This window comes from Flavobacterium sp. ASV13 (assembly GCF_000745775.1).
GTDB lineage: Bacteria > Bacteroidota > Bacteroidia > Flavobacteriales > Flavobacteriaceae > Flavobacterium.
In genome coordinates this window covers 510,532-523,338 of sequence record NZ_JQJY01000004.1, presented here as the reverse complement: position 1 = coordinate 523,338, position 12,807 = coordinate 510,532, and the positions used below count along the sequence as shown (strand labels likewise).

Annotated in this window: 11 protein-coding genes; 8 read left to right on the top strand and 3 right to left on the bottom strand. The window is 31.0% G+C overall.

The genetic code is table 11. From position 1 onward, the window contains the following. Position 1 precedes the first annotated feature (1 nt). The 4 genes from GQ47_RS12940 to GQ47_RS12925 are packed head-to-tail and all read left to right on the top strand — an operon-like array spanning position 2 to position 4,273. On the top strand, positions 2-949 hold the full coding sequence (locus GQ47_RS12940; protein ID WP_035649073.1) for a FemAB family protein: 948 nt from the start codon (positions 2-4) through the stop codon (positions 947-949). Next, positions 946-2,037 carry a DegT/DnrJ/EryC1/StrS family aminotransferase gene (locus GQ47_RS12935; protein ID WP_035649071.1) on the top strand — a complete coding sequence of 364 codons (1,092 nt, stop codon included), beginning with the start codon at positions 946-948 and terminating at the stop codon, positions 2,035-2,037. Before GQ47_RS12940 ends, GQ47_RS12935 begins: the two co-directional genes overlap by 4 nt. A 3-nt stretch (positions 2,038-2,040) precedes the next feature. Continuing rightward, a complete protein-coding gene (locus GQ47_RS12930; protein WP_035649069.1) occupies positions 2,041-3,534 on the top strand; it encodes an oligosaccharide flippase family protein in 1,494 nt (497 codons plus the stop codon). Next, positions 3,527-4,273, top strand: coding sequence for an acyltransferase (locus tag GQ47_RS12925; RefSeq protein ID WP_238567981.1), 747 nt, complete (start codon positions 3,527-3,529; stop codon positions 4,271-4,273). Before GQ47_RS12930 ends, GQ47_RS12925 begins: the two co-directional genes overlap by 8 nt. A gap of 1 nt (position 4,274) precedes the next feature. On the opposite strand, the gene GQ47_RS12920 is transcribed toward GQ47_RS12925, so the two are convergent. Continuing rightward, positions 4,275-5,174 (bottom strand): glycosyltransferase family 2 protein, encoded by a 900-nt coding sequence (locus tag GQ47_RS12920; RefSeq protein ID WP_035649067.1) that lies wholly within the window; start codon positions 5,172-5,174, stop codon positions 4,275-4,277. A 173-nt stretch (positions 5,175-5,347) separates the two neighbouring features. Between GQ47_RS12920 and GQ47_RS12915 the strand changes: the two genes are divergently transcribed. Genes GQ47_RS12915 through GQ47_RS12905 form a run of 3 tightly spaced genes read left to right on the top strand, consistent with a single transcriptional unit; the run spans position 5,348 to position 7,924 of the window. Next, complete coding sequence (locus tag GQ47_RS12915) at positions 5,348-6,445, top strand: glycosyltransferase (RefSeq protein WP_035649065.1); 1,098 nt, start codon at positions 5,348-5,350, stop codon at positions 6,443-6,445. Positions 6,446-6,449: 4 nt separating this feature from the next. Next, on the top strand, positions 6,450-6,854 hold the full coding sequence (locus GQ47_RS12910; protein ID WP_035649064.1) for a sugar 3,4-ketoisomerase: 405 nt from the start codon (positions 6,450-6,452) through the stop codon (positions 6,852-6,854). Continuing rightward, positions 6,851-7,924, top strand: a complete 1,074-nt coding sequence (locus GQ47_RS12905; protein WP_035649062.1) for a glycosyltransferase family 4 protein — start codon at positions 6,851-6,853, stop codon at positions 7,922-7,924. The genes GQ47_RS12910 and GQ47_RS12905 overlap by 4 nt, the downstream gene beginning before the upstream one ends. On the opposite strand, the gene GQ47_RS12900 is transcribed toward GQ47_RS12905, so the two are convergent. Together GQ47_RS12900 and GQ47_RS12895 are read right to left on the bottom strand one after the other, a co-directional pair. Next, on the bottom strand, positions 7,910-8,767 hold the full coding sequence (locus tag GQ47_RS12900; RefSeq protein ID WP_035649060.1) for a glycosyltransferase family 2 protein: 858 nt from the start codon (positions 8,765-8,767) through the stop codon (positions 7,910-7,912). The genes GQ47_RS12905 and GQ47_RS12900 overlap by 15 nt on opposite strands. Continuing rightward, entirely contained in the window at positions 8,767-9,450 is a 684-nt protein-coding gene (locus tag GQ47_RS12895) for a cell division ATP-binding protein FtsE (protein ID WP_035649442.1), read from the bottom strand. The genes GQ47_RS12900 and GQ47_RS12895 overlap by 1 nt, the downstream gene beginning before the upstream one ends. A 308-nt stretch (positions 9,451-9,758) precedes the next feature. Here GQ47_RS12895 and GQ47_RS12890 point away from each other — a divergent pair, with 308 nt between their 5' ends. Next, the gene (locus GQ47_RS12890; RefSeq protein WP_035649058.1) at positions 9,759-12,776 is read left to right on the top strand and encodes a tetratricopeptide repeat protein; all 3,018 of its coding nucleotides are present in this window, start codon (positions 9,759-9,761) and stop codon (positions 12,774-12,776) included. Positions 12,777-12,807: the final 31 nt, after the last annotated feature.

The window sequence follows — 12,807 nt, the reverse complement described above, 5'->3', positions numbered from 1 at the left end:
AATGACATTTACCGTAAAAAAATACGATCAAAAGGATTATCAGCTCTGGAACGATTTTGTCGCTTTGGCAAAAAATGCTACATTTTTGTTTCATCGTGATTTTATGGAATATCATAAAGATCGATTTGAAGATTTTTCGCTTTTAATTTTTGAAGATGAAAAATTAAAAGCCGTTTTGCCTGCCAATAAACAAGGAAATTCGGTTCATTCACATCAGGGACTTACTTATGGCGGATTGATTTTTTCTTCCAAATTAAAAGCAGAAAAAACAGAAATTATTTTAGATGAAATTCTGGTTTTTTTGAAAGAAAATAAAATAGAAGTTTTTCATTATAAGCCAATTCCCGATTTTTATTTTTCAAAAGGAAATCAGGAAATGGACTTTTTTCTATTTAAAAGAAATGCAATTCCAGAAAGAAAAGAAATGAATTTGGCGGTTAATTTGCAATTGCCTCTAAAGATTTCTAAAAGCAAAATGAAACATTTCAGGAGAATTGAAAATCTCGATTTGGATATTGTCGAAGAACAAGATTTCGAGCCTTTTTGGGAATTAATTCTGGAACCAAGATTATTTGAGAAATTCAATGTAAAACCTGTTCATTCAAAGGAAGAAATCAAACTTTTAAAACAAATTTTTCCTAAAAATATCAAACAATATTCGGTTTACCAAAATGACGAAATTATTGCAGGAATTACCCTTTTTGAAACCGAAAATGTGGTGAAATCACAATACGGTGCAACTTCGAAGAAAGGTGAAGAAGTGCGCGCTCTCGATTTTTTATTCATTAATCTGATTCATAAATACAAACGAAAAGGAAAGCATTTTTTTGATATGGGAATTGTAAATGCTGATAATGAAAGCGGTTACCATTCAGGTCTTTTGAAACAAAAAGAAGAATTGGGCTGTGCAATTTACAATCAGGATTTTTATAAAATCGATTTAAAATGATATCATTTTTAGACCTGAAAAAAATTAACGAACCGTATGAAACTGCATTTCAGGAAAAACTGAAAAAAGTTTTAGAAAACGGCTGGTACATTTTAGGAAAAGAAGTGGAAACTTTTGAAAAGGCTTTCGCCGAATATTGCCAATCAAAATATTGTATAGGAGTTGGAAATGGATTTGATGCTTTAGTCTTAATCTTTAAAGGGTATATTGAGCTCGGAAAACTAAAAAAAGGCGACGAAGTAATTGTTCCGGCAAATACTTATATAGCAAGTATTTTAGCCATTTTGCAAGCCGATTTAGTTCCGATTTTGGTCGAACCGAAATTAGAAACCTACAACATAAATCCTGATTTAATTGAGGAAAAAATAACTTCAAAAACAAAAGCGATTTTACCAGTTCATCTCTACGGACAATTGGCTGAAATGGACAAAATAAATGAAATCGCAGAAAAACATAATTTAATTATTGTTGAAGATTGTGCACAATCACACGGCGCAATTCACAATTCACAATTCACAATTCACAATTCAAGAGCTTACAGTTTTTATCCCGGAAAAAATCTGGGCTGTCTTGGAGACGGCGGTGCGATTACAACAAATGATCCGGAATTGGCAAAAGTGATTTTTTCACTGCGGAATTATGGTTCAGAGAAAAAATATTACAATGAACATATTGGCATAAATTCAAGATTAGATGAACTTCAAGCTGGATTTTTAAATCTGAAATTATCAAATTTAGATGCTGACAATCAAAAACGAAGAGCAATTGCAAAACGTTATTTGACAGAAATTAAAAATAAAAAAATAACCTTGCCGTTTTGGGATTTTTCGAATAATCATGTATTTCATTTGTTTGTTGTTCGAACTGAAAACAGAGAAGATTTACAAAATTATTTGGCAAAAAATAATATTCAGACTGTTATTCATTATCCAATTCCGCCACACAAACAAAAAGCGTTTTCTGAGTGGAATAATTTGTCATTTCCAATTACAGAAAAAATTCACAATGAAATTTTGAGTTTGCCAATGAGTCCAGTTTTAACCGAAACTGAGGTGAATTTTATTATCGAAATTTTAAATAAATATTAATTCGTGTCTGATAAAAAATCATATCAGCAGATTTTAAAAACGACTTCACTTTTTGGAGGCGTTCAGTTTTTTTCGATCTTAATTTCAATTGTTCGTACCAAATTAATTGCCGTTTTTATCGGGCCAGCCGGAATGGGAATTATCGCTTTGCTGAATTCGACTTTAGGCGTTTTAAGCAGTGTTTCCGGTTTCGGAATCGAAACGAGTTCCGTAAAAAACATCTCTGAAAATTATAAAAATGATGATTTAAAAAGAGTTTCCAAAACCATTCAAATCGTAAAAAAGATTGTGTTTTTTACAGGGATTTTTGGAATGGCAATAACGCTGGTTTTTTCAAAAGTATTGAGTATAATAGCTTTTGGAGATTCAAGTCAGACATTTGCTTTTGCAATACTTTCAGTTACGGTTTTGTTTAAACAATTAAGTTCAGGACAATTAGCAGTTTTACAGGGTTTGCGGTCTTTTCGTTTTTTGGCGAAAGCCAATTTATTTGGAAATCTTTTCGGGCTTCTTTTCTCAATTCCGCTTTATTATTTTTTGAAAATTGATGCCATTCTTCCAACAATTATAATTGCTTCATTTTCAGCTTTGATTTTTTCATTTTATTATGCTAACAAAGTAAAATTTGAGAAAGAAAAAATAGACAAATCCACTTTGTTTTTAGAAGGAAAAACGATTGTGAAATTAGGTTTTATGCTTACAATCAGCAGTGTTTTGACACTTTTGTCCACTTATTTAATTCAAATTTACATTGGAAAAACTGGCAGTTTGGAGCAAGTTGGATTTTATAACGCCGGATTTACTTTGCTAAATTCTTACGTCGGAATTATTTTCACGGTAATGAGCACCGATTATTTTCCAAAATTAGCTTCAATTAATATTGATAATGACAAAGTTAGAGAAAGTGTTGAGCAACAAGCTTTTATTTCAATTTTGATAATTACACCTATTATTGCTTTGTTTTTAGCGTTAAGTCCGATAATTGTCAAAGTAATTTATACAGATAAATTCGATGCCATTTTGCCTATGATTACGATTGGGATTTTGGGAATGCTTTTTCGCGCAGTTTCCTGGTCCATTGGCTTTATTTTAATTGCCAAAGGCGATTCGAAAATGTTTGTAAAAACCGCGATTGGTTTTAATATTTTGTTTCTGATAATGAATATTGCGGGTTATTATTTTTATGGTTTAGAAGGTTTGGGTTTCAGTTTCTGTCTTTACTTTTTTTTCCATTTTATCGGACTGAAAATCATCACTAAAAACCGATATAATTTTTATTTTGAAAATGATTTTTACAAAATATATCTGGTTTGTTTTCTAATTTGTATTTCGGCATTTTTAATCAAATATGTCGAAATTCCAATTTTGAAATTCAGCTTGATGGCTCTCTTTGTTTTGATTTCGTTTGTTTTTAGTTTGTACCAAATCAATAAAAAGATAAATTTAAAAGAAATATTTACGTCATTTGCTGAAAGAAAAAAAGATAAAAATGATTAAAAGCAGTTACAGAAAATGCCGTACTTTTTATCACAAACTCAAGTTTTACTGGTCGGTAAACTGGACTAAAACATTGTATTTTAATTTCAAAAAATTCCCTTTTGAAACGGCCAAAAAACTTCCGATTTTCTTTTATAAAAAAGTAAAATTCACTTCAATTTCCGGAGAAATCAAAATCGATGGAAAAATTCAAAAAGGAATGATCGGTTTTGGTCAGCCTTATGAATTGAACACCGTTCATCGCGGAATTGCAGAAATCAATATTCAGGGAAAATTAATTTTTAAAGGAAAATTTCAATTCGGGAAAGATTATTTTCTTTTTGTTGGCGAAAATGCCGTTTGCGAATTAGGAAATATGTCCTCAATGGCTTCAAACGCAAAATTAATTTGCCTTGAAAAAGTTGTTTTAGGAAATTATGTTCGTTTAGGCGCTGAGAGCCAGATTATCGATACTAATTTTCATGATATGATTGATACTGTTTCTGGTGAAAAACAGAAAAAAACAGGACCAATTTTTATAGGAAACTATAATTTTAGCGGAAGCAGGATTTCGATTATGAAAAATACCAAAACGCCTGATTTTTGCACCATTGCGACTAATTCTTTCTGTAACAAAGATTATACTTCGTGGGGAAATAATATTTTAATTGGCGGAATCCCCGTCAAATTAATCAAAACAAATATTTCGCGTGATTGGGAAGAAGAAAAGCAACAACTAGATGATTTTTTGACGATTTGATTCAACTAAAAATAATTCTAAATCGTTGTTTAGTTTCTAATAAAATATATTTCAACAACAACTTAAAATCCGAAGTTTTATAAGCCAGAATCATTTCAAAATGTATTCTTTTCAAAATCGCTTTATGTTCTTCTTTTGTTTGGTTTAACCGAATTGCTTTTTTGATAATCAAATAAGTAGAATAATTTATTTTTCTCGATCTTTCATCGTTTTTAAGAAAAAAATGAGTTCCTAAAGAAGTTGTTGAAATTCTTTTTTTAATCAAAATTTCATCAATAAAATCAAATTCATATTTGCGGGAAACGCGAATCCAAAGGTCTAAATCTTCATACGCCAGATTTTCGTCGTAACCATTCAAATCATCAAAAACCGATTTTTTAACCATCGAAGAAACGGAGCAAACACTGTTTCCGCCTGAAATTACGCTTAAATAAATATCTCCGGTTTTTCGATTTTCAATCACTTTTTTACTTGAATCAACCGGAAAATAATAAGAGTCAAATGCTCCGTTTTCAGTAATCAATTCGGCATTTCCATAAACTACGCCCAAGTTTTTAAATTTACTTTCTGCAAAAGCTTTTAGTTGTAATGAAACGCAATTTGGAAGTAAAATATCATCGCAGGCCAAATCAATTATAAAATCGCCTTTGGCTAATTTCAATGCTTTATTGAAGGATTTGGTACTTCCTAGATTTATTTCATTTTCAATAAACTGAATTTGAGGATAATCAACAAGGAAGTTTTTAATGACATCTCTGGAATTGTCCGTACTAAAATCATCAACAATAATTATTTCAATGGCAGAATAATCTTGATTTAGAGCAGACAATAAACTCTCTACAACAAATTTTTCGTGGTTGTAGCACAAGCAAATAATGGTCACTAATGAATTCTCCTTCATGTTTTTTCTTTTACCATTAAGATATTAAGGAAATTAAGTTAAACATAAGCTTAATTCTCTTTTCTCCGTTAAGAAAATTAAGCCAAAAGCTTTATGCAACTTAATGCCTTAATGGTTCTAAATCTTATTTTATTTTAAAGAGTTATATTTGATACGAAAATAAGAAAACACGAATGATATTGTCTCACAAAAAAAAGAAAATTGCTTTAATTGGCTACCGTCTGAGCGGAGGCGGAAGTGATAAAGTAATGGCAAATTTGTCTCTTTTTTTTGAAAAACAAGGATTTGAAGTTGATATAATTATTGTTTTAGACGAAGTTAGTTTTCCTTATTCGGGAAAATTGGTGAATCTCGGATTACTGAAAAATGAGAGTAACGGAATTTTTAATAAAGTCAAACGCTTAAAGGCTTTGAGAGCTTATTTGAACCAAAATAAATTTGATTTTATTATTGATTTTCGTTTCAGAACCAAGATTATTCAGGAACTTATACTCGCCCGATTTATTTATAATGCCAAAACTATTTTTACCGTTCATAGTTTTTTGATCGATCATTATATGCCCAATAATTCCTGGCTGACAAGATTAATGTATAATCATTGTTTTGCAAATGTGGCAATTACAAATGAAATGAAAACGCTGATTGAGAGCAAACATAAATTACAAAACATTGTAACGATTCATAATCCGGTAAACTTTGAAGAAATTAAAGAAAAGCAAAACGAAAAAATTGATTTGAAGTTTGACTTTATAATTGCTGTTGGACAATATGAAAACGAAATAAAACAGTTTGATAAATTGATTTCCAGTTACGCTAAATCTGATTTAAAAGAAAAACAAATCCATTTGGTGATTCTTGGAAACGGCGACGAATCAAAACTTCAAAAAACAATTTCAGATCATAAAATTCAGAATTTTGTTCATCTTTTAGGATATCAAAATAATCCGTTTAAATATCTGAGCAAGGCTAAATTTTTAGTTCTAAGTAGTAAAAATGAAGGTTTCCCGAATGTGATTTTAGAAGCTTTGGCATGCGAAATTCCGGTTGTTTCTTTTGATTGCGATTTTGGTCCAAGAGATATGATTACGACTTTTGAAAATGGTATTTTGGTCGAAAACCAGAATTGGGAAAAATTGACAGAAGCATTAAATCTTTTAATTTCAGATGAAGATTTGTATCAAAAAAGCAAACAAAATACACTGAAAAGCATCGAACCTTTTTTATTGGAAAAAATTGGAAATCAATGGTTAAATTTGTTGCAACGAGACTAAAAATATGACAACAATTCAAGATATAGATTTACTAAAAATTCCTGTAATTGAAAATTTAAGCGGAAATTTAGCCTTTATTCAAGATGGCGTTTTACCATTTGAATTCAAAAGAGTTTACTATCTTTTTGATGTGCCGAGTAGTGCTTTTCGAGGTGGTCATTCGCATATTGATCAGCATGAGGTTTTGATTGCTTTAAGCGGAAGTTTTGAAGTTACAGTAAATGATGGAAGTCAGAAAAAAAGCTATTTGCTGAACAAACCAAACGTTGGACTTCATCTGCCAAAAGGAATTTGGCGTGAGTTAGAAAACTTTTCATCAGGAGCAATTTGTTTGGTTTTGGCTTCCGATATTTTTGAAGAATCCGATTATATTCGGGATTATGAAACTTTTTTGAATTCCAAAAAATGAAACTTCTTTATATTGTTCCCAAAATAAAAAATGCCGGCGGAGTTGCGCGTGTCTTGTCTATTAAGGCAAATTATTTTGTAGAGCATTTTAATTATGAAGTTCATATTTTATCTCAAAATGAAGAAAATGATTTGCCTTTTTATGACTTCAATTCTGAGATTATTTTTCATAATATGATTTTAAACGGAAACGCTTTTCAGTTTTTAAAATCCTATCAAAAACAAATAAATCAAACCATTCAGGAGATCAAACCAGACGTAATTTTAGTTGCTGACAATGGTTTGAAAGCCTTTGCTTTTCCGTTTATTGTCAAAATAAAAAGTCCGATTGTTTTTGAAGTTCATGGTTCAAAATTTATTGAAGAAAAAGCTCAAAAAACAGATTTCATTTCAAAATCAATTCAGAAAATAAAATACAGGTTTAAAGATTTTAGTGTTCGAAAATTCACGAAAATTGTAGCACTTTCAGAAGAAAGCCAAAACGAATGGAAAGCGAAAAATGCAATCGTAATTCCGAATCCTTCTTGGATTAAAACAGAAAAAACTTCCGATTTAAAAAATAAAAAAGTAATCGCGATTGCCCGGAATTCATATGAAAAAGGCTTAGATCGATTAATAGTAATTTGGGAAAAAGTGAGCGAAAAACATCCTGATTGGATTCTGGATATTTATACAGATGAAATTGAATCTTTAGAAAAAAGACCCAATATAAATTATTTGCCTTTCGTCAAAAATATAGAAGAAAAATATTCAGAATCTTCTATTTACGTGATGACTTCAAGATCAGAAGGCTTTCCGATGGTTTTACTCGAAGCAATGGCTGTAGGCTTGCCTTGTATCGCTTTTGATTGTCCAATTGGGCCAAAAACAATTATTAAAAATGGCGAAAATGGTTTTTTAATTCCGGTTAATGATTTTAAAATGTACGCCGAAAAACTTTCTTTTTTGATTGAAAATGAAGAAGTACGATTAGAATTTGGAAGAAATACCAAACTAACTTCTGAAAATTATTCGGTTGAAAAGATTATGGCAAATTGGAAAGTATTTTTCGAAGAATTATCGATTGTTTAAAATACAAAAATGCCCTAATTTATAAAGATCGAATAAAAGTAAAGACGGTTTTTCAGAAAGCAAATTTCTTTCGATTTTAGTTTGATTCCTTTTGAAAATAGAAACCGCAAAACGAATCAATTTTATTTTTTTAAGAAGTTCAAAAGCTTTAATAATTTTACTTTCTTCTGAAGAAATTTTCTTCGAATTATAAAGAAAAACCAAATTTTCTAAAGCCGTTTTTGTTTTGGCTAAAAATAATTCTGAAGTTTCCAGATTTAAATGAAAAGTGGGATTTTCAATATGATTTACCTTAAAATTGTTTTTCTTCAAAACAGCGAAAAAAAGCAAATCTTCATAGCCATATTTTGTTATTGATTCATCAAATGGAAACTGAAGAAAAACATCTTTTTTGATTAATAAGTTTGAGCTTAAAACAGCTGAAGTTTCTCTTTTCCTACCATAAATCCAACGCAAAAGCTGTCCTTTTTCAGGTTTTTTATCTTCATAAATAATTCCGCCAAAATGAATGTTTTCAGAATCTGTAATTGTTGAAATATAGTTTTGAATAAAATTATTTTCTGCCGGAAAAGTGTCGCAGTCTAAAATTAAAAGCCAATTATATTTTGCTTTTTGGGCTAAAGAATTGATGTTTTTTCCTCTTCCTAAATTGGTTTCATTTATAAAAAAGGAACAATTCGGAAAAGAATTAATTTCTTGGTTTTGAATGTTTTCTGTTGAATTGGATGCGTCGTCCTGACAAAGAATTTCAAAAGTAATTCCGCACGAATTGCATTGTTTTACGAGTTCGTTAACGAGCGGTAAAACATTGTAATTAAAAATCGGAATTAAAATGGAAAGCATTACACGCTTCTTTGCACTACTTCGAAGATTCTTTCATCTTCGCATTTCAATGTTTTTGATGGGAATTTCATCAATAAAGCATAATCGTGCGTTGCCATGATAACGGTTTTACCATTAGCATTGATGTTTTTCAATACTTCTAAAACCTCAGAACTTGTTTGCGGATCAAGGTTTCCTGTTGGTTCATCGGCAAGAATAAACTCTGGATCGTTCAGCAAAGCTCTAGCAATCGCAACACGCTGTTGTTCACCTCCGGAAAGCTGGTGAGGCATTTTGTTTAAGAAGTCTTTCATTCCAACTTTATTCAAAACCTCGTCGATTTTGTGCTCCATTGCTTCTTTTTCTGTCCATCCGGTTGCTTTCAAAACAAAAATCATATTGTCTTTTACAGAACGGTCTGGAAGCAATTTGAAATCCTGAAACACAATCCCAATTTTACGTCTCAAATACGGAATGTCATTTTCTTTTAAAGTTGCCAAATCAAATTCTACAATGTGACCTTCACCTTCAGTTAAAGGCAAATCTGCATATAAAGTTTTTAAGAAACTACTTTTTCCAGAACCTGTTTTTCCAATGATGTAAATAAATTCACCATGCTGAACATCTAAATTAATATGAGATATAATTTTTCTTCCTTCTTGATATATAGTGACTTCTTTAAGAGATAGTACGGTTTGTGACATAATAAAATTGATTTGATTGGTAAAAGTAATAAGATAACGATTGGATTCAAAATAAATTTCAATCATTTCTTAAGAAAAATTCTAGAAAATGAAATGAAAATTTGCACCATATAAGAATTGTAAGTTCATTTTAGTTAATCTGCGAAAACATCCTAGTTTATAATTACTTATATTACTTATAGGATTAAAAATCGTTTTTTATTGTGTTCTAAAATATCCTCTGTTGAAGATTTTTTTATAATAAAAGCCGGAAACGTTTCGTTATAAACGGTATAAAATGATAAATTTGAATACTAAATAAAACTAAAATGCGTAGACTTTCCTGGTTCTTTTTACTCCAAATTATTCTTATTTCGACCACAGTTTCGGCACAAAAATCAGCTATATATACTTACGAATTAAAGGATTTTGATAAAGCAGTGGCTTTATACAATGACAAACAATATGCATCGGCACAACATATTTTTGAATATGTAAAAAATAATACGGCACCAACTGAAGAAGTAAAATCAGATTGCGCTTATTATATCGCAAACTGTGCTATCAGAACCAATCAGCCAAATGCGGATGCGTTAATGGAAAAATTTGTGGATGATTATCCAACTAGCACCAAACAAAATCAGGCGTATATTGAAGTAGCACAATATTTTTTCGAACAAGGAAATTATCCAAAAGCATTGCAATGGTTTGATAAAGTGGATGAAAGCTATATGAGCAAATCAGATTCTGATAAGTTTAATTTTCAGAAAGGTTACAGTTATTTCAATGCCAAAAAGAAAAAAGAAGCAACAACTTATTTCAATAAAGTAGTGAATTCTCCTGAATTTGGTTCTCAGGCAAAATATTATTTAGGATTTATGGCTTATGAAGGCGACGATTATAAAGAAGCAACCAAATATTTTGATGAAGTTTCGGGCGAAGAAAAGTACAAAGAAAAGCTTTCGTACTATCAGGCTGATATGAATTTCAAATTAGGAAATTTCCAAAAAGCAATCGATTTGGGCCAAAAAGCAATGGCTAAATCAAATGAAATGGAAAAATCAGAATTGAATAAAATCATTGGAGAAAGTTATTTCAATTTAAAACAATACGACAAAGCGATTCCATATTTAGAGCTTTACGCAGGAAAAAAAGGAAAATGGAATAATACCGATTTTTATCAATTAGGTTACGCATATTACGAAAAGAAAGACTACGAAAAAGCGATTTCTCAATTCAACAAAATTATTGAAGGAAAAGATTTCGTTGCGCAAAATGCATATTATCATTTAGGTTTGAGTTATTTGAATACAGGCAAAAAACAAGAAGCTTTAAATGCTTTCAAAAATGCCTCAGAAATGGAGTTTAATGCTCAAATTCAGGAAGATGCTGCGCTGAATTATGCGAAATTAAGTTATGATATCGGAAATGCTTATCAAACTGTTCCTGGAATTTTGCTTGATTTCTTAAAAAAATATCCAAACAATTCTAGTAGATCTGAAGTTGAAAAATTATTAGTTGACTCTTATATTTCTACAAAAAATTATAAAGAAGCTTTAACTTTATTAGAGAAAAACAGAACTTCAGAAAATAAAGCGGCTTATCAAAAAGTGTTGTTTTACAGAGGATTAGAATTGTACAATGAATCTAATTATGCTGAAGCTGGAAAAATGTTCAAAAGTGCCGTCAGCGAGCAAAAAACACCTGAATTTACAGCGCGTGCTACTTTCTGGAAAGCAGAAACGGAATATCTTGCAGATGATTTTCAGAACGCTTTGTTGACTTACAAACAGTTTGCCGGACAAGCTGCCGCAAAATCGACAGAAGAATACAAAAACATCAATTACAACATTGGCTACACTTATTTCAAACTGAAAGACTATGACCAGGCTGCAACTTCATTTCAGGCGCAGATTGATAATTCTCCTTCTGATAAATCACGTTTGAATGATTCGTATTTGCGTTTGGGAGATTCCCGTTTTGTGAATTCTAAATATTCGCAAGCAATGGAAGCTTACGGAAAAGCAATTGACGCAAAAGGAGTTGATGCGGATTATGCACAATTTCAAAAAGCATTATCGTATGGTTTTATGTCAAAAAACGATCAAAAAATCAACGAGCTGAACAACTTCTTAAAAATGTATAAAAAATCAGAATATCGCGATGATGTTTTGTTTGAATTAGGAAATACTTATGTAACTGACAAGAAAAATGATTTGGCCATTAAAACATATGATCAGTTGATTTCGGAATATAAAGATGGTTCGTTTACGTCAAAATCAATTTTGAAACAAGGTTTGATTTATTACAATTCTGACCGCGACGAATTGGCTTTGGCCAAATTCAAAAAAGTAACTGCAGAATTCCCAAAAACGCCTGAAGCTTTAGAAGCTGTTGCTACAGCAAGATTGATTTATGTTGATTCAGGAAAAGTGGATGAATACGCAACTTGGGTTAAAACATTAGATTTTGTTTCGGTTACAGATGCCGAATTGGATAATGACACATATGACGCTGCTTTTAAACAATATACTCAAAATAATAGCAAAGCGGCAGTTACAGGTTTTGCAGGTTATGTAAACAAATTCCCTTCAGGTTTACATGCTTTAGAAGCTAATTTTTACTTGGCGCAATTGTATTATGCTGATGGTTTAGAAATGAAATCAGTTGCAAATTATCAATATGTAATCGACCAGCCAAGAAATGAATTTACAGAACAGGCTTTGAATAGATTGGCTCAGATTTACCTAAAAGCTAAGGATTGTGATAAAGCAATTCCGGTTTTGGTACGTTTGGAAAATGGTGCTGATTATCCTCAGAATAAAAACTTCGCCCAAGCTAATTTGATGAAATGTTATTATGACAAAAAAGATTATGATAATTCAGTTGTTTCGGCTGAGAAAGTTTTAGAAAATCCAAAAGCTGATCCAGGTGTAAAAGCCGATGCGCAAATTATTGTTGCCCGCGCTGCAATGCAAACAGGAAATGAAGACAAGGCAAAAGTGGCGTATGGAAAACTTTTAACAACATCAAAAGGAGAATTAGCAGCTGAAGCATTGTATTATGATGCTTATTTTAAAACCAAAGAAGGAAAATTTGACGCATCAAATATTGCTGTTCAAAAACTGGCAAAAAGTTATTCGGCTTACAAATATTATGGTGCGAAAGGCTTGGTTTTAATGGCGAAAAATTTCTACGGATTAAAAGACAGCTATCAGGCAACTTACATTTTAGATAACGTAATCAATAATTTTACAGATTATCCGGATGTTGTTGAAGAAGCAAAAAGAGAATTGAGCGCGATTAAATTAGAAGAATCAAAAACGAATTCTTCAATTACTAAATAAGAATAGAAAAGAAGAAAGAGACAAGAAGCAA

Coding starts and splice junctions, on each gene's coding strand:
- GQ47_RS12940 (WP_035649073.1), top strand. CDS start 2: ATGACATTTACCGTAAAAAAATACGATCAAAAGGATTATCAGCTCTGG.
- GQ47_RS12935 (WP_035649071.1), top strand. CDS start 946: ATGATATCATTTTTAGACCTGAAAAAAATTAACGAACCGTATGAAACT.
- GQ47_RS12925 (WP_238567981.1), top strand. CDS start 3,527: ATGATTAAAAGCAGTTACAGAAAATGCCGTACTTTTTATCACAAACTC.
- GQ47_RS12920 (WP_035649067.1), bottom strand. CDS start 5,174: ATGAAGGAGAATTCATTAGTGACCATTATTTGCTTGTGCTACAACCAC.
- GQ47_RS12915 (WP_035649065.1), top strand. CDS start 5,348: ATGATATTGTCTCACAAAAAAAAGAAAATTGCTTTAATTGGCTACCGT.
- GQ47_RS12910 (WP_035649064.1), top strand. CDS start 6,450: ATGACAACAATTCAAGATATAGATTTACTAAAAATTCCTGTAATTGAA.
- GQ47_RS12905 (WP_035649062.1), top strand. CDS start 6,851: ATGAAACTTCTTTATATTGTTCCCAAAATAAAAAATGCCGGCGGAGTT.
- GQ47_RS12900 (WP_035649060.1), bottom strand. CDS start 8,767: ATGCTTTCCATTTTAATTCCGATTTTTAATTACAATGTTTTACCGCTC.
- GQ47_RS12895 (WP_035649442.1), bottom strand. CDS start 9,450: ATGTCACAAACCGTACTATCTCTTAAAGAAGTCACTATATATCAAGAA.
- GQ47_RS12890 (WP_035649058.1), top strand. CDS start 9,759: ATGCGTAGACTTTCCTGGTTCTTTTTACTCCAAATTATTCTTATTTCG.